This window comes from Paenibacillus sp. GP183 (genome assembly GCF_900104695.1).
Lineage (GTDB): Bacteria > Bacillota > Bacilli > Paenibacillales > NBRC-103111 > Paenibacillus_AI.
The window spans coordinates 4,976,037-4,995,971 of sequence record NZ_FNSW01000001.1 but is presented as its reverse complement, the minus strand read 5'-3'; the positions used below and the strand labels follow the sequence as shown (position 1 = coordinate 4,995,971).

The window sequence follows — 19,935 nt, the reverse complement described above, 5'->3', positions numbered from 1 at the left end:
TCCCCTCCTACATTTGATACAAGGCTTGCAGCGCCAGCTTCATCACAGCATCCACCGGATCGCCGGGATTTACCTTGCCCTTAACTTGATGCCATGCACGATCTGTCTCGGCTTCGGTGTAACCCAGCGTCATCAACGCTTCTTTGGCTTCCGACCAAGAGAGGCCGCCTTCGGCAGCAGGCATGCCGACTGTATCCATCGCGACCCCGCCAATGCGGCTCGCCGCAGGAACGGTCCCCAGCTTATCCTTCAAGTCGAGGATTACTCGCTGCGCTGTTTTCTTACCGATCCCCGGCAGCTTCATCAAATAGGCGATATTTTCCTGGCTGATTGCCGCTATCACCGCTTCAGGCCTTCCACCGGCAAGAACGCCAAGCGCTACCTTTGGTCCGATTCCGCTGACCTCCAGCAGCAAGCGAAACAAGGATTGTTCCTCCCGGGTCGGGAAACCAAACAGAAGATGAGCATCTTCACGCACATGATAATGGATGTATAAAGTGACATCCTCGTCTTCCTTGCTTGTAATCGCATAAGGATTCGGGCAAAAAACCCGGTACCCTACCCCATTTACATCCATCACGGCATAATCTAGCTCTTTGAGCGCTATTTTACCTCTTAAAAAATCAATCATCGTTTTCCAGCCTCATTTATCATGGTTAGTAAAGCGGAAGAGTGCGCATGGCAAATCGCTATGGCAAGCGCATCCGCCACATCGTCCGGTTTCGGGACAACGGAAAGTTTGAGCAGCATCTTCACCATCTCTTGAACCTGATGCTTTTCGGCTTTACCGTAGCCCACTACAGCCTGCTTCACTTGGAGCGGGGTATACTCGGCCACCTGCAGCCCAGCCTGTACACCTGCCAACACGATGACGCCTCTTGCTTGGCCAACCGTAAAAGCTGTGGTCACATTGCGGTTGAAAAACAGCTTTTCAATTGCCATCGCATCGGGCTTGTATTTTTCAATTAACTGAACCGCCGCATCATAAACCTCTTTCAATCGTATTCCCGGCTCGGTATGGGCTTCCGTTTGAATGGAGCCATATTGCACCGGAACGAGCTTGCTGCCGATTTTATCTATAAATCCGAAGCCGACAATGGCGATTCCCGGATCGATTCCCAGAATGCGCAATACCTTCTCTCCCATCCCAAAAGCGAACATATGTATTCCTCGATTATAGCAGATAACAAAAAAAAGAGATAGACTCAGGAAGTCCTGTGTCTATCTGAGGAATTCCTGAGGTCTATCTGTCCTGTGTCTATCCCTATGATCCGTTCATTCACCCATGGCATAATCGCTGAAGGTTGAAAGTACACTGTTGTATTCCGCCATATCGGTAATGCGAATACCATCCTGCAGCTGCTTGAGCGTTTCCTTGGGAAGGCTGCTTTCCAAATAGCGGATGTCCAGCTGGAAAAAAGTACGAATCACGTTATCGACGGCGGGCATGCCGTTAAAAAGGGATAGGCTCCCGTTCTCGTCGAGGCCCATATAGGCCTGCGCTTTACATGAAGGGGAAAGATCCTCCACATGCTTGATAAAGGTGACCTTATCCGGCTCATTCATGCGGATCAACCACTCGGGGTGCTTCTTGTATTGTTCCTGAAGCTCATACGAGCTCCAAGTCCCGAGCCGTTCTGTTTCTTCTCCGCATACATATAAGGTTTGTAAATATACATCTTGTTTCCCTTTAAACGATCGAATAGCTTCAGAATCGCTGGATGGAGCAAGGACACTTCGAGTCCGAAGATCAGACTTTGACTTCGCCCAGTTTTGATACGAACCATAGGAACTGAACGCTGTCAGCCCTGCAGCAATGGCAACCAGAAACAGGCCCAGTGCAATCCACTTTCGCCTCCACCTCAGCTTTTTCTTTAAATTTTTGAGGAATTTGTAAACATTCACGGGAATCCCCTCGAATTCTGCTTTTTCCGTAGTGTTTCCCATTGCAGGAACGGGTATACATGAATTACCATAGGATGAAGAGCAGCTCGATGGGGATAAGCAGGATAAATGTTAAATATTGCCACTCATTAATCGATAGAATTTGACTGTGGCCGCAAACATGATATAGTCAAAAATAAAAAGACTTTTCTAATCTTTCTGGGGGTGAAATCATGAATGTCGCGGAACTTCGTTTAATCCAGCTTTCCCGTACCGGTGACCGCAGGGCATTTGTTGAGCTGGTCGAGCTGTATAGCAGCAAAATTCATCGATTGGCCTATAGAATGCTGCATAATAAGCCCGATTCTGAAGACATCGTTCAAGAAACCTTCATGCGGGTATATATGAACTTGAATCATTATGACGAAAGCCAGAAATTTTCAACCTGGATTTATCGGATCGGGAGAAACGTATGCATCGATCTTTTGCGTAAAAAGCGTCCCGCCGCCTCCCTGGATGCGGAGCTTTCCGAAACGGATGATGATTATAACTTTTACAGCAAAATAGCCAGTAATGAAAGCTCTCCGGAGCATCTGGTTCTGCAATCGGAAACAGAGGAACAAATTCATAAATCCATTCATAAATTGTCCGACAAATACAGATCGATCATTACGCTTTATTATTTGCAGGAGCTTTCGCTGCAAGAAATCAGTGAGAGGCTCGGCCTTCCCGTCACCACTGTCAAAACCAGGCTTCATCGCGGACGAGAGCTGCTGAGAAAAAAATGGGGTTTAACCTTTGTCATCAATTTGTTCATGTTCTTCATGCTGGGGACATTTACCTGAGCCTTTGCCAACCAACAACAAACCCAACCTTGCAGAAAGTTCGCTAAGGTTGGGTTTATTTGCGTGTTCTATCCGATTACACATTGATCCAGGGCTGATTCGTCTTTAGCTCCACTTTGTATTCGCGCGGCTGTTGTTTCTTTGAATTTGATTTTTTTGAGGCTCCCGCGGATTTTCCTGACGATTTACTTATGATTTTCTCCGTTGAAGCTTCACGGCTTGGCTGCTCTTCTTGAGCTTGAGCTTGAGTTTGTGTTTCAGGCCATTGATGAATATGTGCTTGAGGAGCCATATGAGAAGGCTCGGGTGATGTCGGATAACCATATCCCATACCTGGCACCCCGGTCCCATAAGTAAAATCGGGATTAAATTCTCCGCCGGTCATGGGATAATAAGGTGCAGGCATCGTGGAGTATGGAAACATACCGGGTACGGGCTGCATTTGATAAGGTGAGTAAGGCATTTCCATAGGAGGCTGCGGAGGATATGTGTTCCATGGATCCGCATAAGACCCCACTGCCGTACCACCGCCGCATCCGCAATCCTTAACATGATAAGCAGGATGGGCCTGATAAGCTGGATGGGCCTGATAGGCGGAATAAGCATCGGACATAGGCTGATATCCCCCGTATGTGGGCGGCATCTCCGGAATCTTCGAAGCCAAATTTTCGCCGGCATACTCCATGGGCTCTGTATAAGCTGTAGCCTCGGCAGCTTTGATTTGAAATTGAGCGAATGGATGCTGCGCTTGCTGGTAGGGCTGACTGAGATCAGGCGAGAACTGCTCTGCCATGGTCTGATCCTGCGGCGCTGCAGGCGGTATGCTCCAGCTTGGCGCTTCTGTAGTTGGCTTCGACACATCGGTTGGTATGTTTTCAGTCGGAGTTACTTCTTCCGCACTCTGCACGGCTGGAGCAGGAGTAGAGATATCCCCCATTGGGCCTTCATACTGCGGCATGGTATACGGCATTTGATACTGCGGCATCATCGGATATTCCGGTCCAGGCATAGGAACCTGCATAGGAGCTGCTTGTGAATATGGCATAGGTGCCGCTTGCGGAAACGGCATGTTTGAAACTTTATTGCCTTGCACTCCTTGCACTTGGGTTGATCCCATTTTTGGAATATAAACGATTTCCCCAGTCATCAACACATTGGGGTTTTTCAGCTGTGGATTTGTTTTAATCATCTCTTGCAATGGAATATTCCAGGCTTTGCCCAGCTTCCATAATGAATCCCCCTGCTTCACGATATGCTTATGAGCATGCTCTGAAGTAGGCGGTTCAACAGGCAGCGGACGTGAGGGTATTTTTACTTTCATGCCTGCATCGATGCTGTTTGGGTCTTGAATTTGCGGGTTTATTGCAATAATGGCATCCAGCTCAACATTGTATTTTTGTGCCAGATTTAACAATGTATCGTTTTTCTTTACCATATGGATTTTCAATTGCTAACCTCCTTAAAGTTTTTTGCCAAAAAACCTGGCATCGTAAGCATAATCTGAGTTTTTCGCCAGAAAAACTGGCATCGTAAGCATAATCTGTGTTTTGCCAAAAAAACTGGCATCGTAAGAATTAATCTGTGTTTTGTGGACAAACTGGCCTCGTAAGCGCTCCGAGTGCACTTCAACATGACATTACAGTTTATGCGCGGTGTGGGCTTTTGACATCCTTTTGAGCAAAAAAATTCCCACTGTCACGATTTCTCGCGTCAATGGGAATGCTCCTAAACCAGAAATAACTAACCTTCATACAAATAGCTTGGGTAGCTGCCAAGAATGCGGACCTGACTGCCGATCACCTCGATTTCCTGAATCGCCGCTGACAACAGCAGCGACTCCAGAGAACCTTCGATATCAATGTAAAAATAATAATTACCCAGCTTTTTTTTGGTCGGTCTCGATTCGATCTTCGTCAAGTTAATTCTTCTCCATGCAAAAGCGGAAAGCACCTGATGCAGCGCTCCCGGATAATCCTCGGGAAGTGTAACCAGGATCGTCGTCTTGATAAATGGAGTTGGCTGCAGTTCGGGAAAATCTTTGCCCACAAGCAGGAACCGGGTCATGTTATCCTTATGGTTCTGAATCTCCCTGGATAAGATCGGAATATCATACAGCAAGCCTGCTGCCGCAGGACCAATTGCCGCGATTGATGGGTCCTTAGACAAGGAAGCCAAGCGAACGCCTTCTGCTGTGCTGCTGACCGGCTCGAAATCGGCATCGGCCAAGTACTCTTTCATGAACAGTGTACATTGAGCCGGAACGACATGGTAAGACAGCACCTTCCGAATATGGGCAAAAGGATTCCCTGACGCCGGCAATCCGCCGCTTGGCGGAAAACCGAACAGGTTCATGTCTATGGGGTACACCCATTCAGCGCGTATGGGAAGCTCAGCTTCATGGACAAGCCAATCCACATGCAGACTGACGGAGCCCTCCATCGTGTTTTCGACGGGAATCACGCCAAAATCCACCTCTCCGCTTGCTGCCGAGGTAAATACATCCGTTATCAGTTTATATGGAACATACTCAAACGCATCTTTACCCAAAAAATGCTGTGTAGAGGCTTCAGAAAATGTTCCGGGTCCCAATAAAGCCACTCTCTTCATTCCCTGTCCTCCCTGTCTATCCATTGATGCAGCTTCGGTGAGCCTTCAGAAAGGCTGGAAACCGTAACGCCGTCCAAACATGGTGTAAGCCACAAAGTCTCAGCCTCAATGCCTTCCTTATTCAATGTGCTCTGCAGGAAATCTTCCAGCTCCCGCTTCCGCTCGCTGCGCCCATCTACAAGGGCCAGCATCGTCGGACCCGCACCGCTAAGTGCCGCTCCCAGAGCTCCATGCTCGGTTGCATGCTCCAATATATGCAGCATGCCAGGAATCATCGCGGCACGATAAGGTTGATGCAGCTTGTCCTTCATTGCGAGCCTAATCATATCCAGATTGCCTGTGCTTAGAGCGGCAACAAGCAAAGAAGAATGGCTCAGATTGAAGACTGCGTCGTTTAAGGCAATCTGCTTCGGCAGCACATTACGTGCTTTCTCCGTTGAGAGCTGGAACGCCGGGATCGCCACCAGCACCTCCAAATGAGGATGCGGCTCCAAACGGATGAATTCAGCACGAGCACCGTCCCAAAAAGCAACCACAATCCCCCCAAACAAGCTGGCGCCGACATTGTCGGGATGCTTTTCCAGACTGGATGAAATTTGAAACAGTTCATCATCTGAAAGCTTTCCTCCGATCAGCGCATTGGCTCCTGCCAAAGCGCCGACAATCGCCGAGGCACTGCTGCCCAGACCGCGCGTTAACGGAATATCGCTGTACATCGAGATTTCGAGTTCAGGGTGATGGACTCCCGCACGCTCAAATACCATTTGAGCCACCTTAAAAATCAAATTCGATTTGTCCGCCGGGATATCTTCCATTTGCTTGCCGATCAAATGAATGCTGGTCTTGTCGGCAATGGCCATATCGATCCAGGCATATAAGTTAAGCGCCATGCCAAGCGCATCAAAGCCGGGACCCAGATTAGCCGTACTGCCCGGAACTTTGACTCTCACCCTGGTCTGTTTTTCTTTAGAAACAACTTCGTGAGCCTGATCATTATTCATGCTGCGCTGCCTTCCTTATGCAGTAAGCCCATGTATCTCATTACGAACTGCCTCATTTCCATAATTTGAAATCTGCGCGGCAGACGGATTACCCTTCTACGCGATACACGCTTTGAATAGCGTGGATTACATCCATCGATTCGAACTCCATCAGCACCTTTTTGATGCTTGCTTGAATGGCATCATGGGTGATAATAATAATCTCGGCTTTCGGGTTGTTGGCGTTCGGATGCTGCAGCACGGACTCCAGACTAACTTCATAATGGGCAAAAACCTGGGTAATTTGCGCAAGCACCCCTGCTTTATCTTCCACATGCAGCAGAATAAAGTTTTTCGATGAAATTTGTTCATCGGTTTTTATCTTTTTCTCTTTATACGCGGTCAGCATCGTACGCCCGTTAACACCCAGCTTCAAATTTCTCACTACCGCCACCAGATCGGCAACAATCGATGTCGCTGTGGGCAGTTCTCCGGCGCCAGGACCATAGAACATAGTTTCTCCTACGGCTTCCCCATGGATATAAATCGCATTGAACACACCGCTTACGGAAGACAAAGGATGTGAGCTTTTGACCATGGTAGGTTCTACACTGACAGAAATATGGCCGTTATGGTTCTCGGCGATCCCGAGCAGCTTCACCTCATAACCGAGCTTTTTGCCATATAAAATGTCTTCCTTGCTGATTTTTGATATCCCTTTGACACTTACATCGCTCAGAGAGACATTGGCGTGAAAACCGAGTGTAGCCAGTATCGTCATCTTGCGCGCAGCATCAATTCCCTCTACATCCGAGGTTGGATCGGCTTCCGCATAGCCCAGATCCTGGGCTTCCTTCAAAACATCCAGGTAAGCGGCGCCTTCCTGGCTCATTTTCGTAAGGATATAATTGGTTGTCCCATTGACAATGCCCATGATTTTGATAATCCGATCCGAGGTGAAGCCCTCCACCAGAGTCCGAATAATCGGGATCCCGCCGGCTACACTCGCTTCATAAAAGACGTCACAGTCCTTTTCGGCCGCTTTTGCCAAAATTTCCGGACCATGCAGCGCCATCAAGTCCTTGTTTGCTGTCACGATATGCTTGCCCTTATCCAGAGCAGATAGCAAATATTCCTTCGTTCCGGTCACGCCGCCCATCACTTCAATAATCACATCGATCTCAGGATTTTCAATGATTTCCCAAGCATTTTCCGTGAGCTTAGCCGGGTCGACAGAAATGTTTCTGAGCTTACTCATATTTTGCACGAGAATCTTGACAACCTCAATGGGAGAACCCGTCTGACGCTGCAAATCCTCCTGGTGCCCTTCAATAATGCGGACTACGCCTGTTCCTACGGTGCCTAATCCAAGTAAACCTACCTTAATCGGATTCATGTTTGTTTCCCTCCTGAGAAAATCTATCTATTCCTTAGCCGCCCTGACCGATGATCACGGCTCGATTAACACCTTGCAGCTTATGAAGCTCGCTCATTAATTCCTGAACTCCGTCCACCATGGTCGACGTTTCCACAGAAATGACCACGTTCGCCATTCCCTGCAGGGGAATCGTTTGATGGATGGTCAGCACATTTCCTTCCAACTGGGCAATCATCGACAGCACCTTGGATAAAATGCCTGCACGATGCTCCAAATCCATCGAAATCGTCACAATTCGATCGCGCTCCAGCTTGCTGAGCGGATAGATGCCGTCTTTATATTTATAAAAAGCACTGCGGCTAAGGCCTACCTGTTCCACGGCTTCATGAATAGTCTTAACCTCGCCGCGCGCTAAAAGCTCCTTGGCCTGTACGGTTTTTAGTACGCCTTCAGGCAGTATATCCTCGCGGATTAAGTAATACCGCTCCTGCCCGCTGCCTTTCATAGCCTGGAAAAATCCTTTACTGTCCGGCACCCGCTAACGTCCTCCCTGGAGAGACTGTTGTTTGTATATAGTGGACATTATATCGGAATGCGAGGAATCCGGCAATAGGTATTTTGATTATAAAATCATTTGCTTACGCTCCAAAGGATATGATAAGCTTTATGCAATCTTTCTCACCCTCAAGGAGAAATTGCCTGTGATTACTTTGCGCATGATGTCTGCGCACTCTTATTGAACAGCCAAGACGAGTTGCTTTTGATGAAGCGATCCCTGTCTCGAACACTTTCTCCAGGTCTCTGGGCAGCCGTAGGCGGTCATTTGGAACCAGGTGAGATCGGTAATCCGCTTGCCGCCTGTGAGCGTGAAATTTTCGAAGAAACCGGTATTTCAGCCAGCGAAATCAGCGGTCTTCATCTGCAGTATGTGTTAATTCGACTGAATGAAACCGAAATCCGACAGCAGTTTTTCTTTACCGGCTTAATGGACAAACATCCGGTAATAGCCACCGATGAAGGAGAGCTTCACTGGATTTCAAGATGGAACGCCCCCTCCCTTATATATTTCGGTGTCTTCTTGAGCATTATCTCCAACATGGCCATAATGAGCATCCCTGGGTAGGTTCAGCAGGAATAGACCCTGTCAGCGGCCAACCTACGATTCATTGGAATCCTCTGCTTGATCCTTATATGCTCTAGAACAAATAAAAAACCCGTCCAAATTGAACAGGTCAAGGTCGAACTGGTCAAAATTGGATGGGTTTAGTTGTCTCTGGCTGCAAATAGCCTTAGTTAGCTTTAAGCTTTGGTTTAGCGACAAGCTTTGGTTCCGACACTGCGAGCCGCTTGCTGTGCTCCTGCCATTTTAACAAAACCTTTAAAGCTTCTTTTCTTTGTAATAGAGCTGACGCCAGTTGAAACCCCTCTTCATAACTGCCAACCTTATCAAACCACATCAGCCTGAGTCCGGCATTGAACACGATATGGTCTCTTTCCCTTTTTAACTCTTGGGAATCATCCCCGCTGATAACCCGCTGCAGCATAGAAATCTGTTCAGCTTTATCAAGTGGTTCAAGCGGCTCGCTGGAAAAACCGAACTTCTTCGGCTCAACCAGACGCGATTCATCTCCCCAAGGAGTAACAATTCGAATCGTACTGTTTTTGTGCAGCGGCAAATCCTCGGAGCCCTCAATTCCCTGAATGATGTAGGCCGTCTGGAATCCGGATTTCACGGAAATCGGAATCAGATGCTCCATCGCCGATCGATGATTAACACCGATGAGAATATTCATGGAACGTAAAGGATTGATGATCTTTTCCACTGTATTCATCACGGTTTGAAGTCCAAGCTGTTCACGAACCTCCCGCAAACGCCCAATAGGTGAACATATGCGATCGGTCCATAAAAAACCAATGTGAATATGGAAAAAAACCGCCTCCCAAGCCTTCTCGGTCAATTCCACGTTTATGTTTAGTCCCTCCAGCAGCTCTTTTAGCGATGTCCCATGATTGAGAGACAGGGAATCACTGCCATGCAGCACCTGCGGAAAACCTACAGAGGCGAGCAAGAGGCTGACGGTCAGAGAGATGGGAAAATAATGACGTCCCTGGTATGGACCAGCGCAATTAAGTGAATCGGAAAAAGCCGTGTAAGGTATGCAATAAGTCCGAAAAACATCGACGAACGCCATAAACTCCTCATCGACTTCTCCTTTCATCCTCAGTGCCATTAAAAAAGCCGCACACTGAGCTTCAGTAGAATCACCGCGAGCAATCGAATGCGCTGCTTCCACAGCTTCATCATAGCTTAAATCGCGTGATCCTCTCTTGCCCGCACCTATCGCTTTGATCCACTGAAGCATAATTACACCCCCATTTATATGTAACATAATCTAACATTTTGAATGAAATATAGTTTACAATTCGTTAATATCAAATGCTTTTATTATAAAATGGTACATTTTTTTGAAATTAATGTCAAGTTACATAACATAAAAGAAGCTGGAAAAGACAAGAATCCAGAAGTCCTAAGAATTGAGTCATAAATCAATAACCAAAAAAAACGCCCTTTCGCAAAAGGGCGTTCAGACAACGGTTATGGGTTATTCTTTTTCCACAAACTCAAACTCCAATTCGCCGATCCGTATGGACTGCCCGTCTACAGCTCCGAGCTTGCGAAGCTCCTTATCGATCCCGATATTCCTGAGAATACGGGCAAAGCGTTGGATCCCGTCCTGAGTGCTGAAGTTGGTCCTGCGGATCAGCCGCTCAATGGAAGGACTCTCGACCACGAAAACATCGTTCTCGCGATGAATGGTGAAATCCTGTTCATCCTGCTTCTCAAAGCGGTACACTTTGCGCTCCTCGATCTCCCCAACTTCTTCCACCTCGGGTGTTTCCGGAATGGCCTCAAGCATCTCGGCCACTTTGTATAAGAGCTCCTGCACCCCCTCACGGGTCAATGCCGAGATGGGGTAAATCGTCACCTCGCGGCCGTCCTCAGCCAGCCTCTCGCGGAACATGGCCAGATGGTCGCCGGCACTCGGCATGTCCATCTTGTTCGCGACCACAACCTGCGGCCGCTGTTCCAGCTTCGCATTGTAGAGCTTGATTTCCTCATTGATTTTGAGGAAATCCTCGTACGGGTCACGGCCGTCGGCCGCGGAGATGTCCACAACGTGGACAATCAGACGCGTCCGCTCCACGTGCCGCAAAAACTCGTGCCCAAGCCCCACACCGGCGTGGGCCCCTTCAATCAAGCCCGGCAGGTCCGCCATCACAAAGCTGCGGCCCTCCCCCAGATCCACGACCCCGAGATTCGGGGCCAGTGTCGTAAAATGATACGCTGCAATCTTCGGCGTCGCAGCGGAAACGACCGAGAGCAGCGTGGATTTACCCACGCTAGGAAAGCCCACCAAGCCGACGTCGGCCATCACCTTCAGCTCGAGCACAACCCAGCGCTCGACGCCCTCCTCGCCGTTCTCGGCAATCTCCGGCGCGGTATTGTGGGCCGTCGCGAAGCGCGTATTCCCGCGTCCCCCGCGTCCCCCGCGGGCAACGATCACTTCCTGCCCGTGGCGCACGAGATCGGCGATGATTTCCTGGGTATCATCGTCGATCACTACCGTGCCGGGCGGCACGCGAACCACCATGTCGTCCGCATTCGCGCCATGCATGCTCTTGTTGCGGCCCTTGACACCGCGGTCCGCCTTAAAATGACGCTGATAGCGAAAATCAATCAGCGTCCTGAGGCCCTCGTCGACGCGAAAAATAACGTCGCCGCCTTTACCGCCGTCGCCGCCTGCAGGTCCGCCCTCCGGCACATATTTTTCCCTGCGGAAGGCAACGATCCCATCGCCGCCATCCCCGCCTTTTACATAGATCTTGGCCTTATCTACAAACATGCGAACACCTCTTTATGTACGAAACGGCAGCCGCAAAGCAAGGGCCGCTTCTTTTTCCTGAAAATCATGCGTCTCTACCTGAAAATCACCGGAATCACGAAAAAATCTTTCGCGAACCGCGTGCTGCAAGCCTTCCTGATCATAGCTGCCTTGGTATACAAAATCCAGCAGCAAGTGATCATTCCCTTCATCAAACTCCAGGCTGAGCACTCCCGCTTCCTCCTGACCCGCATCGGAGTAGGCAAGAAACAGTTCAATCGTATCATGAACCAAAATGTAAATAAGCTCATCCCGGATTGGCAGGTCCTGAAGAGACAGCTCCTGCTCCAGTCCAACCTCCAGCTGCATCTTATTGACATGAACCCGAAATGCATACAAATAAGCAACCAGAGAAGGAATGCCCAGTCTGGAAATAAGACTTTCCCGATGAAAGCTCGCTCTTATATTCTCCATTTGCGAAGATAAATTATCAAACTTCTTTAATTGTATATATCCAAACAAAACTTGGATGTCATTCATAATGTCGTGCCGGATCCGATTGACAATCTGCAGCAATTGAACATCTTGGCTTTGCTTCATCAGCTTCTGCTCCTGACGAAGCTGTTTTTCAAGTCTGCTTCTTTCCATGGAGAGGTAAACATAGCCGCACACTGCCGTAATAATCGCAAAACCGGTTCTTACAGGCAAAGCTCCAGAACTAATCATGCCCGCCGCGCCTATTACCAGCAAAGCAAGTAAATAGACCTGCGACCCGTTCATTCGTTTCATTTCCATGTCTCTCCATTTCGACCAATTACTGAACTACCCTCCCAGTATAGCATGTTACCGGGTTTCGTTCATCGAAAAGAAACAAAAATCCCCAGCAACCTTATCGATCGCCGGGGATGATATTCATTATACTTCGACGGTTGCAGCAACTGGAGCTGCATCAACGGGGTAGACGCTCACTTTCTTACGATCGCGTCCCCAACGTTCGAATTTCACAACGCCCTGGACCAGTGCGAACAGCGTGTCATCTTTACCGATGCCTACGTTGTTGCCCGGGTGAATTTTCGTTCCGCGTTGGCGAAATAGAATACTTCCGGCTTTAACGGTTTCACCATCGGCACGCTTTGCGCCAAGGCGCTTAGATTCACTGTCACGTCCGTTCTTGGTGGAACCCACTCCCTTTTTGGAAGCGAATAACTGAAGATCTAATTGTAACATGGGGTCATCCTCCTTTACTATAGATGGTATCAATCGTTATATAGTCACTGTAGCTTTCTTGAATCGTTTGCAGCATAACGACCATGGATTCCAGCAGCAATTGAACTTGGCTTGCTTTGGCTTTCTCCGATTCAGGCAGCTCCGGTAGGGTAATATTCAAAAGCCCCTTCTTCATCTCGGAAATCGCCACGACACCCGTTAACGCTTCAATGGAATTCACCGTACCCACCGTTATGGCCGATACTGCGGCGCAGACTAAATCCTTGCCGGGAACGTCATACTCTGCATGGCCTTCGGATACAAAAGCCTGAATATGAGCATCTTTCCGCGAGACACGCTCTATGGTTATATAAATCATACCGGCCTCTTACGCGTTGATTTTCTCTACAACAACTTTTGTATACGGTTGACGATGTCCTTGCTTTTTGCGATAGTTCTTTTTCGCTTTGTATTTGTAAACGATGATTTTTGCACCTTTGCCATGTCTCTCGACCTTGGCAGAAACTGCAGCACCGGATACCAATGGAGCGCCTACCACTAAACCGGTTTCTTTGGAAACGGCAAGCACACGGTCAAACGAAACGACATCACCTTCAGCAGCGTTCAATTTTTCGATAAAAAGCACATCGCCCTCTTGAACCTTGTACTGTTTTCCACCTGTTTCAATGATTGCATACATATTTGTTGCACCTCCTCATGTCTCAGACTCGCCTAATCCAAGGTGACGCAAGAACAAAATCAGCTCTCATGTACTTAAGAACAACCGAATAATAACTGTCTAATTATTCGGTTGTTCCTTATACCCGATTCGTGCGGTTACAGCATGCCTAAACAACACACTCCGAATATTATAGCATAATAACAAATTCAGTTGCAATTCATTTATTTTCCTTATGGAATCACTTTCGCTTGCGTGTCATCTCCAGAAGACCCAGCTTGGTCCAACCGACCACAACCGTTTTGGATCGATCTTTCCATGCTGCTTTCGTGATCAGATCCATGATCGAGCTTCGATTCGTTTCCAGTTCCATATCAATAAAATCAACGATGATGATTCCGCGGATATTACGAAGTCGGAGCAGTCTTGGGATTTCTTCAGCCGCCTCTCGATTGATCTCATATACCGTTTGCTCCAGATTGACCTCACCCGTATACTTCCCCGTATTCACATCAATGACAGTCAGAGCTTCAGTTTGATCAAGAACTAAATAGCCGCCGCTGGGAAGCCAGATTTTACGCCGAAAGCAGCGGTTTAACTCTTCGGTTATCCGGAAATGATCGAATACAGGCATCTTATGCTCATACAAAGAAATCTTGCCTTGCCACTGCGGGCTTCGATCACGTATAAGGCTTTTTAACTCTTCATAAATTCGGATGTTATCAATCCATACCTCGGTTACATCATCGGAAATGACATCGCGAGCCAATCTTGGCAGCAAATCGAGATCTTGATAAATCTGTGCTGGCCCCTCGTAAGTTTCGTCGCTTTTATGTAAAATGGACTGCCACTGTTCACGCAGATCCTGCAGATCCTGCCAAAACGCTTCCTCCGTTTGTCCATGAGCTCCAGTACGAACAATCAAACCTTCACCCGGTCGACGCAGGCTTCCCATGATTTGTTTTAACCGCTGCCTTTCAGGGTCATCTTCAATTTTTCGGGAAATGGCAATATAATCGGCGCCGGGCATATAAACGATCCAGCGGCCAGGGATAGAAAAATGGGTGGTCACCCTTGCGCCCTTCGTTCCCTCTGCCTCCTTTGACACCTGCACCATAAGGATTTGTCCGATTTCAGCCAGCTCTGTGATCGAAGGCTTTACCTTAGGCTGCTTGTCCAGGTTAACGGGGAGGATATCATCTATATATAAAAATGCATTTTTGGTTAATCCAACATCCACAAAAGCAGCCTGCATGCCGGGAAGCACATTGGTGATCTTCCCCATATAAATACTTCCAGCTCTTTGGTTATCCAGCGAATATTGAGAATCCCATTCAACCAACCGGCCGTCATCCAACAGAGCCGCTTGGGTAAGCTCAGGCGTGCCATGTACAATAAGCTGCTTCATGCGATCACCTCAAGGCCTATTTTACATGAAAAGCTCGGAAACTGCACTCCCTGGCTTCTTGCCGTCCAAAAAACCGGAAACCAGCTGCTGCTCAGGCAGAATGGCCTGAATCCTCCCTTTTTCATTCATAACATAGATGAGATGGTATTTTTCGCGCATAAATAGCTTCAGAATATTTGAAATTTTCTGCTGCCTGGCTACGACAATCGGCTGGGCTAATGTGCCTCTCATCATCAACCGGCTCACTCTTTGCCCACGGCTCATCAAGAACCGAAAAAACAGAAAAGGCAGCTGACGGTAAGAAAACCAGTTGGACAGCAACAAGAAAAGGCCGATCACAAGCAGGTTAAGCGGAAGTTGATTCGAGAACCATCCATATATCGCAAAGCCTATAACAAACGCGCTAAGTGTCAAACTAAGCCAAGTGGTTAACCATAGGGAACGGTAATAGGACATAAAATAACCAAACAGACATTGCAAAACTCGCCCTCCGTCGAGCGGCAGCACAGGGAGCAGATTAAACAACCCAATCATAAGATTAACCTCGATAAAATAATTCCACCATTCGAGGCTCGAAGGAGCCACTATCTTCATAAGCAGCGCAAACAAAATCATCCACGCATGTTGAAAGGGACCTGCCAGAGCAACGATAAGCTCTTCATGAAGAGGCACGGTTCCAAGCTCGTCCACGACGGCAACCCCGCCAAACGGCAGCAGCTGGACCTCCCGTACCTTCCATCCCAGCCCCATGGCAGCTGCAGTATGACCCATCTCATGTATAAAAACAATGCCAAACAGCGTGAGCGCTTCAACCAAATAGCCGGTCAATGCCGAGAAAAGCATGACCAGCGTAAATAAAGGATGAAATCGGTACAGGGTTCCCCGCCACCTAATCAAATGGGATCACATCCCTGGGATTGATAAAGCGGCCTTCCTTGATCATGGCAAAGAACAAGCTTCCTGCGGAGGCATCTTCCTTGGATACTTTACCGATAGGCTCTCCGCCTTTGATCCAGTCATTGACTTCTACACGGCTTTCACTGAGCCTTCCATACATAGACTGCAAGCCCAAAGGATGCCGGATAATGACGGTAAATCCTGTGTCTTGTTTTGTACCGGCGAATATAACTTGTCCCGTATCAAGCGCGTACACAGGAGCATCAGCCTGCGTTTGCAGTAGAATTCCCGAATGGGATGCATCAAACGGTTCCCGGATTTTACCTTGAACCGGAATGAAATAAGTTCTTTTTTCCGTGCTCGCTTTAACAGCAGGATTGCCCTCCCGATTTCGAAAGCTTGGAATAAATGAAGGCGAATCGCCAAATTTCTTTGCATACCAAGCCGTGATGGCTTGAACATCCATCGGTTTCGTAAGTGAAGCCACTACGAGCTGGCGTCCTTTATCGGCCCAGGGTTGTTTGATGTGAAACATTCCCCAGATCACGGCAAATATCAGCGCGCTGAGCAGCAGCTTGATCCAGATTGCTTTCAAGGATGGCGGATACAACCCTTTTTTTTCATTCATGTACGATCCGCTTCCATTTAAGGACCGATCCTGTTTGTATCTTTGACGCCATGCGAATTCCGGATCCTCCATCTTGCGTGTCCATTCCGGGTCATATTCAGGTTGATTCACCCTTTGATGCTGCGTCGGGTCTTTGTATTCCATGGGGTCCTCCTTCACTGCAGAGAGCTTGTATACTTAAGCTTATGACCCCATTCAGATGAATAGTACCCGAGGGCTGATTGGGCTGTCGGGCAACAACAAAAAACCTGGCGTCGCCAGGTTCGGGATTGAATTTCAAGCGATGGAAAAAGGATCTTGCTCCTGGTGGAGCTTGACACTCATGACCAAGCCCAAGGACAACATATTGATCAATAGTGAGGTACCGCCATAGCTGATAAAAGGCAGAGTAATCCCGGTAAGCGGCATGATGCCAATGAGCATACCGACATTTTCGAAAATTTGAAACACAAACATCGAAACGACTCCGGCTACGATATAAGATCCGCTGATCTGTGCGCTTTGAAGTGAAATTTGAATCATCCGATAGATCAGGATAAAATACAGCAGCAGCAAAATCGCCGTTCCCCGAAACCCGAACTCTTCGCCGACTACAACAAAGATTGAATCCGAATAAGCATAAGGAATGAAAAGGCTTTGGATGGAAGAACCTTTCATGTATCCTTCTCCGCCAAGACCTCCGGAACCAATGGCGTGAATCGAGTTATTCACCTGGAAGGCTGCATCCTTTGAGGCGTTCTGCGGATTCATGAAGGTATCGATTCTAACGAGCCAGTGGCCTGATTTATTGGCATCCAAAAATGCTTTAATTTGATCATGGTAATGAGTATATAAAAATAGAAACAACTCGAAACCGCCGACAACAATGACCAATCCTATGAGTACGTGCATGTATTTAATATTGCCAATCCAAACCATACCGAGCAAAATAATCAAATAAATAATCGCATTGCCCAGGTCCGGTTGAATTAAAACAAGCACGAAAGGCAGGAGTACAAAAAAACCAACCGGAACAATATCCGTCTTAAAATCAAGCCTGTCTCCTCGTCGTCTATACAGCCAAGCGGCAACTGTAACAATCAGTATTACCTTCATTAGCTCCGCAGGCTGGAAATCAAGATTGCCCAATCTAAACCAGCCTTTGGCACCATTAATTTCCTTTCCAAGGAAATATACGCCTATTAGCATCATAATACCGGCCACATAAACGTAAAAATGAATTTTAAGCAAAGCCCTGTAATCGACCATGCTCATAAATATAAATCCAATGAAGCCGATTAAGTAGATCACTACGTTTTTTTGAATGGAAATTTTGATTCTAGGACTGTTCAGCGTCGCGCTGTGTACGAGAAGAATACTGATTGTCATTAAAATCAACAGCAATATAACTATCGAAAGGTCGATTCTTTTCAGTTTAGCTAACAAGGGACATCACCCAATCCCGATAAACTTTTTCATTTTTTTGAAAAATCCCACTTTGTCCTCCAGCTGCATGAGCGGCACCGTATCTCCCAGAACGCGTCTGGCGATATTTCGATAGGCAATAGCTGCACGCGAGGTTGGGTTCATGACCGTCGGCTCTCCGGCATTGGCTGCTTTAATCACGTATTCGTCATCGGGAACAATACCGAGCAGATCAATCGCCAATACTTGACAGATCTCATCAATATCCAGCATCTCGCCTTTTTTCATCATATTGGGTCGAATCCGGTTAATGATGAGCTTGGGAGAGTGGATCTTTTCGTTTTCCAGAAGGCCGATAATCCGGTCCGCGTCGCGAACCGCAGCATTCTCGGGAGTCGTGACGACGATAGCTTTATCCGCTCCGGCAACGGCGTTTTTAAACCCCTGTTCAATCCCGGCCGGACAATCGATAATGACGTATTCAAAATCATTTTTAAGTTCCAGGATGATGGTTCTGACGCTCTCGGGTGAAACCGCATGCTTGTCTTTGGTTTGGGCGGCAGGCAGCAGATACAGCTCTTCAAAGCGCTTGTCCTTAATGAGCGCCTGCGGCAAACGGCAGCGCCCTTCCGCCACATCGACCAGATCATAGATGATCCGGTTCTCCAATCCCATCACTACATCTAGATTACGGAGTCCGATGTCCGTATCCACCATGCAAACCTTCTTGCCCAGCAGGGCCAGTGCGGTGCCCAAATTTGCCGAGGTCGTTGTCTTGCCGACGCCGCCTTTTCCCGAAGTCACTACGATTGCCTCTCCCACATTCTTCAACTCCCAGATCTATTATTTGCTAAATGGATATCGAACTCTTCTTAAGCTTGCGGCAGATCCGGCCATAATCGATGCATGTGATTCAGCTTGTCAATTTCCATTTTGCCATCCTTGATATAAGCAAACTCCATGAACGCTTCCCCGATCCCCCACTCATCGGGTGAACGGCTGATCACGCCTGCTATACGGAGCTGGGTAGGCCTCATATGCGAGGCTGCAATGATAGCTGTTTCATCGCCATCCGATCCGGCATGAGCCATACCGCGAAGCGACCCCATGATATGGATATCGCCGGTACAAATAATCGTTCCACCCGGATTTACATCTCCCAAAAACAGCAGGCTGCCGTCATGATGAAGGGTTTGTCCGGAGCGAATAATCCCTCTGATCTGTTTGATTGAACGTTCGGCAGAGGCCGCTTGTTCCAACGGATCTGATTCGATCGATTGTATCAATAAATTGCCTTTTTGGCGGATAATGCTGCGGATTTCATCCTTCTTCTCATCCGACAGCTTCCTTTTACCGAGTTTGACGTTCACATGAATGATCGGCCCAGTCAGAATTTGCTGATGAGTCTTCTCCAGCTTATGATGCAGCTCCTTCAGCAGAACGCCCCATTCGCAAGAATCATCCAGCAGAAAAACCAAACCGTCCTTGACACCTTTTATAGTTACATGATGCTTAATAGACGACATAATCGCGTTCCGACCTCCCAACCTATACATTTCGGCTCGTAGGCGCGCTTTTCCTGCCTCAATCACGAATTTTAATCATGCAAGCTTTCCGGCAAGGGCTCTATTTTGTCCATAAGCTTACGAATTGGAACATAGATCATCAGGGCAAAAAGCAGATTAAGCAGCACACTGGGCAGCATGTAATGGAAAAAAGCGAATTCCAGGTCGATATTTGTCGTTTTGAACAACCGGTTTATGCCATAGCTCAGCAATTCGAAGATCAACTGCCCGATTCCGACAATTAGCAGATTGTAGAAAATGACATTCGGCTGTTTTCTTTGGGCCAATCCTGCCAAATATCCGGTCAGCCCCATGGCAAATGAATAGGCGCCGAGCATATGCCCATAATAAATAAAATCATGCAGGAGCCCGAAAACAAGACCATAGAACAAAGCGGTATGACGATGCAAAAAAAGGCCGATAAACAAGACAAAAACCAATGTAAAATGAGGCGCTACAAAAACCAGATGCAGCTTTTGCCAATTTGCAGGAATGATCCAGCTGAAGAGGGTGCCTTCCAATATAAAAATCACTAGGAGGACGACCCAGAGCAAGTGCCTTGTCATCCGG

At 47.8% G+C, this 19,935-nt stretch carries 23 protein-coding genes; 2 read left to right on the top strand and 21 right to left on the bottom strand.

The genetic code is table 11. The annotated features are described in order from the left end of the window. Window positions 1–7: 7 nt before the first annotated feature. The 3 genes from ruvA to BLV33_RS24775 all read right to left on the bottom strand — a co-directional run bounded on the left by ruvA (window position 8) and on the right by BLV33_RS24775 (window position 1,905). Entirely contained in the window at window positions 8–631 is a 624-nt protein-coding gene (gene ruvA, locus BLV33_RS24785) for a Holliday junction branch migration protein RuvA (protein WP_090797966.1), read from the bottom strand. Continuing rightward, window positions 628–1,131 (bottom strand): crossover junction endodeoxyribonuclease RuvC, encoded by a 504-nt coding sequence (ruvC, locus tag BLV33_RS24780; RefSeq protein WP_090799198.1) that lies wholly within the window; start codon window positions 1,129–1,131, stop codon window positions 628–630. The genes ruvA and ruvC overlap by 4 nt, the downstream gene beginning before the upstream one ends. A gap of 144 nt (window positions 1,132–1,275) precedes the next feature. Then, window positions 1,276–1,905, bottom strand: a complete 630-nt coding sequence (locus BLV33_RS24775) for a BofC C-terminal domain-containing protein (protein ID WP_171909289.1) — start codon at window positions 1,903–1,905, stop codon at window positions 1,276–1,278. Between the two features lie 212 nt (window positions 1,906–2,117). On the opposite strand from BLV33_RS24775, the gene sigW reads away from it, so the two are divergent. Further along, on the top strand, window positions 2,118–2,729 hold the full coding sequence (gene sigW / locus BLV33_RS24770) for an RNA polymerase sigma factor SigW (protein WP_090797963.1): 612 nt from the start codon (window positions 2,118–2,120) through the stop codon (window positions 2,727–2,729). Window positions 2,730–2,805: 76 nt separating this feature from the next. On the opposite strand, the gene BLV33_RS24765 is transcribed toward sigW, so the two are convergent. From BLV33_RS24765 to BLV33_RS24745, 5 genes are all read right to left on the bottom strand, one after another. Continuing rightward, entirely contained in the window at window positions 2,806–4,176 is a 1,371-nt protein-coding gene (locus tag BLV33_RS24765) for a LysM peptidoglycan-binding domain-containing protein (RefSeq protein WP_090797962.1), read from the bottom strand. Window positions 4,177–4,469: 293 nt separating this feature from the next. Next, entirely contained in the window at window positions 4,470–5,336 is an 867-nt protein-coding gene (gene pheA, locus BLV33_RS24760; protein ID WP_090797960.1) for a prephenate dehydratase, read from the bottom strand. Next, entirely contained in the window at window positions 5,333–6,337 is a 1,005-nt protein-coding gene (gene thrB / locus BLV33_RS24755) for a homoserine kinase (protein WP_090797958.1), read from the bottom strand. The genes pheA and thrB overlap by 4 nt, the downstream gene beginning before the upstream one ends. A gap of 88 nt (window positions 6,338–6,425) precedes the next feature. Beyond that, entirely contained in the window at window positions 6,426–7,712 is a 1,287-nt protein-coding gene (locus BLV33_RS24750) for a homoserine dehydrogenase (protein ID WP_090797957.1), read from the bottom strand. Window positions 7,713–7,746: 34 nt separating this feature from the next. After that, the gene (locus tag BLV33_RS24745; RefSeq protein ID WP_090799196.1) at window positions 7,747–8,199 is read right to left on the bottom strand and encodes an ACT domain-containing protein; all 453 of its coding nucleotides are present in this window, start codon (window positions 8,197–8,199) and stop codon (window positions 7,747–7,749) included. A gap of 258 nt (window positions 8,200–8,457) precedes the next feature. On the opposite strand from BLV33_RS24745, the gene BLV33_RS24740 reads away from it, so the two are divergent. Continuing rightward, window positions 8,458–8,817 carry an NUDIX hydrolase gene (locus BLV33_RS24740; protein WP_253187160.1) on the top strand — a complete coding sequence of 120 codons (360 nt, stop codon included), beginning with the start codon at window positions 8,458–8,460 and terminating at the stop codon, window positions 8,815–8,817. A gap of 166 nt (window positions 8,818–8,983) precedes the next feature. Here the strand turns inward: BLV33_RS24740 and BLV33_RS24735 are convergent, their stop codons facing one another. The 13 genes from BLV33_RS24735 to mreD form a co-directional block, all read right to left on the bottom strand. After that, a complete protein-coding gene (locus tag BLV33_RS24735) occupies window positions 8,984–10,057 on the bottom strand; it encodes an anthranilate phosphoribosyltransferase (protein WP_090797955.1) in 1,074 nt (357 codons plus the stop codon). 240 nt (window positions 10,058–10,297) lie between these two features. Further along, a complete protein-coding gene (gene obgE, locus BLV33_RS24730; protein ID WP_090797953.1) occupies window positions 10,298–11,599 on the bottom strand; it encodes a GTPase ObgE in 1,302 nt (433 codons plus the stop codon). A 12-nt stretch (window positions 11,600–11,611) separates the two neighbouring features. After that, window positions 11,612–12,367 (bottom strand): Spo0B domain-containing protein, encoded by a 756-nt coding sequence (locus tag BLV33_RS24725; RefSeq protein WP_171909288.1) that lies wholly within the window; start codon window positions 12,365–12,367, stop codon window positions 11,612–11,614. A 126-nt stretch (window positions 12,368–12,493) separates the two neighbouring features. Beyond that, entirely contained in the window at window positions 12,494–12,805 is a 312-nt protein-coding gene (rpmA, locus tag BLV33_RS24720) for a 50S ribosomal protein L27 (RefSeq protein WP_090797950.1), read from the bottom strand. Between the two features lie 4 nt (window positions 12,806–12,809). Then, window positions 12,810–13,163 carry a ribosomal-processing cysteine protease Prp gene (locus BLV33_RS24715; protein WP_090797949.1) on the bottom strand — a complete coding sequence of 118 codons (354 nt, stop codon included), beginning with the start codon at window positions 13,161–13,163 and terminating at the stop codon, window positions 12,810–12,812. Between the two features lie 9 nt (window positions 13,164–13,172). After that, window positions 13,173–13,484 (bottom strand): 50S ribosomal protein L21, encoded by a 312-nt coding sequence (rplU, locus tag BLV33_RS24710; RefSeq protein ID WP_090797948.1) that lies wholly within the window; start codon window positions 13,482–13,484, stop codon window positions 13,173–13,175. A 220-nt stretch (window positions 13,485–13,704) separates the two neighbouring features. Then, entirely contained in the window at window positions 13,705–14,871 is a 1,167-nt protein-coding gene (locus tag BLV33_RS24705; RefSeq protein WP_090797946.1) for an Rne/Rng family ribonuclease, read from the bottom strand. A gap of 21 nt (window positions 14,872–14,892) precedes the next feature. Beyond that, window positions 14,893–15,768, bottom strand: a complete 876-nt coding sequence (locus tag BLV33_RS24700; RefSeq protein WP_090797944.1) for a M50 family metallopeptidase — start codon at window positions 15,766–15,768, stop codon at window positions 14,893–14,895. Continuing rightward, complete coding sequence (locus BLV33_RS24695) at window positions 15,761–16,540, bottom strand: M23 family metallopeptidase (RefSeq protein WP_090797943.1); 780 nt, start codon at window positions 16,538–16,540, stop codon at window positions 15,761–15,763. The genes BLV33_RS24700 and BLV33_RS24695 overlap by 8 nt, the downstream gene beginning before the upstream one ends. Before the next feature lie 132 nt (window positions 16,541–16,672). Next, window positions 16,673–17,821, bottom strand: a complete 1,149-nt coding sequence (locus tag BLV33_RS24690; RefSeq protein ID WP_090797941.1) for an FtsW/RodA/SpoVE family cell cycle protein — start codon at window positions 17,819–17,821, stop codon at window positions 16,673–16,675. A gap of 6 nt (window positions 17,822–17,827) precedes the next feature. Further along, window positions 17,828–18,622, bottom strand: a complete 795-nt coding sequence (gene minD / locus BLV33_RS24685; protein WP_090797940.1) for a septum site-determining protein MinD — start codon at window positions 18,620–18,622, stop codon at window positions 17,828–17,830. A 50-nt stretch (window positions 18,623–18,672) separates the two neighbouring features. Beyond that, window positions 18,673–19,326 (bottom strand): septum site-determining protein MinC, encoded by a 654-nt coding sequence (gene minC / locus BLV33_RS24680; protein ID WP_090797938.1) that lies wholly within the window; start codon window positions 19,324–19,326, stop codon window positions 18,673–18,675. Between the two features lie 71 nt (window positions 19,327–19,397). After that, on the bottom strand, window positions 19,398–19,931 hold the full coding sequence (mreD, locus tag BLV33_RS24675; protein WP_090797937.1) for a rod shape-determining protein MreD: 534 nt from the start codon (window positions 19,929–19,931) through the stop codon (window positions 19,398–19,400). Window positions 19,932–19,935 lie beyond the last annotated feature (4 nt).

Coding starts and splice junctions, on each gene's coding strand:
- BLV33_RS24740 (WP_253187160.1), top strand. CDS start 8,458: ATGAAGCGATCCCTGTCTCGAACACTTTCTCCAGGTCTCTGGGCAGCC.
- BLV33_RS24735 (WP_090797955.1), bottom strand. CDS start 10,057: ATGCTTCAGTGGATCAAAGCGATAGGTGCGGGCAAGAGAGGATCACGC.
- rplU (WP_090797948.1), bottom strand. CDS start 13,484: ATGTATGCAATCATTGAAACAGGTGGAAAACAGTACAAGGTTCAAGAG.
- obgE (WP_090797953.1), bottom strand. CDS start 11,599: ATGTTTGTAGATAAGGCCAAGATCTATGTAAAAGGCGGGGATGGCGGC.
- BLV33_RS24705 (WP_090797946.1), bottom strand. CDS start 14,871: ATGAAGCAGCTTATTGTACATGGCACGCCTGAGCTTACCCAAGCGGCT.
- ruvA (WP_090797966.1), bottom strand. CDS start 631: ATGATTGATTTTTTAAGAGGTAAAATAGCGCTCAAAGAGCTAGATTAT.
- BLV33_RS24745 (WP_090799196.1), bottom strand. CDS start 8,199: ATGAAAGGCAGCGGGCAGGAGCGGTATTACTTAATCCGCGAGGATATA.
- BLV33_RS24750 (WP_090797957.1), bottom strand. CDS start 7,712: ATGAATCCGATTAAGGTAGGTTTACTTGGATTAGGCACCGTAGGAACA.
- BLV33_RS24695 (WP_090797943.1), bottom strand. CDS start 16,540: ATGGAATACAAAGACCCGACGCAGCATCAAAGGGTGAATCAACCTGAA.
- mreD (WP_090797937.1), bottom strand. CDS start 19,931: ATGACAAGGCACTTGCTCTGGGTCGTCCTCCTAGTGATTTTTATATTG.
- thrB (WP_090797958.1), bottom strand. CDS start 6,337: ATGAATAATGATCAGGCTCACGAAGTTGTTTCTAAAGAAAAACAGACC.
- minC (WP_090797938.1), bottom strand. CDS start 19,326: ATGTCGTCTATTAAGCATCATGTAACTATAAAAGGTGTCAAGGACGGT.
- pheA (WP_090797960.1), bottom strand. CDS start 5,336: ATGAAGAGAGTGGCTTTATTGGGACCCGGAACATTTTCTGAAGCCTCT.
- BLV33_RS24715 (WP_090797949.1), bottom strand. CDS start 13,163: ATGATTTATATAACCATAGAGCGTGTCTCGCGGAAAGATGCTCATATT.
- rpmA (WP_090797950.1), bottom strand. CDS start 12,805: ATGTTACAATTAGATCTTCAGTTATTCGCTTCCAAAAAGGGAGTGGGT.
- sigW (WP_090797963.1), top strand. CDS start 2,118: ATGAATGTCGCGGAACTTCGTTTAATCCAGCTTTCCCGTACCGGTGAC.
- BLV33_RS24725 (WP_171909288.1), bottom strand. CDS start 12,367: ATGAAACGAATGAACGGGTCGCAGGTCTATTTACTTGCTTTGCTGGTA.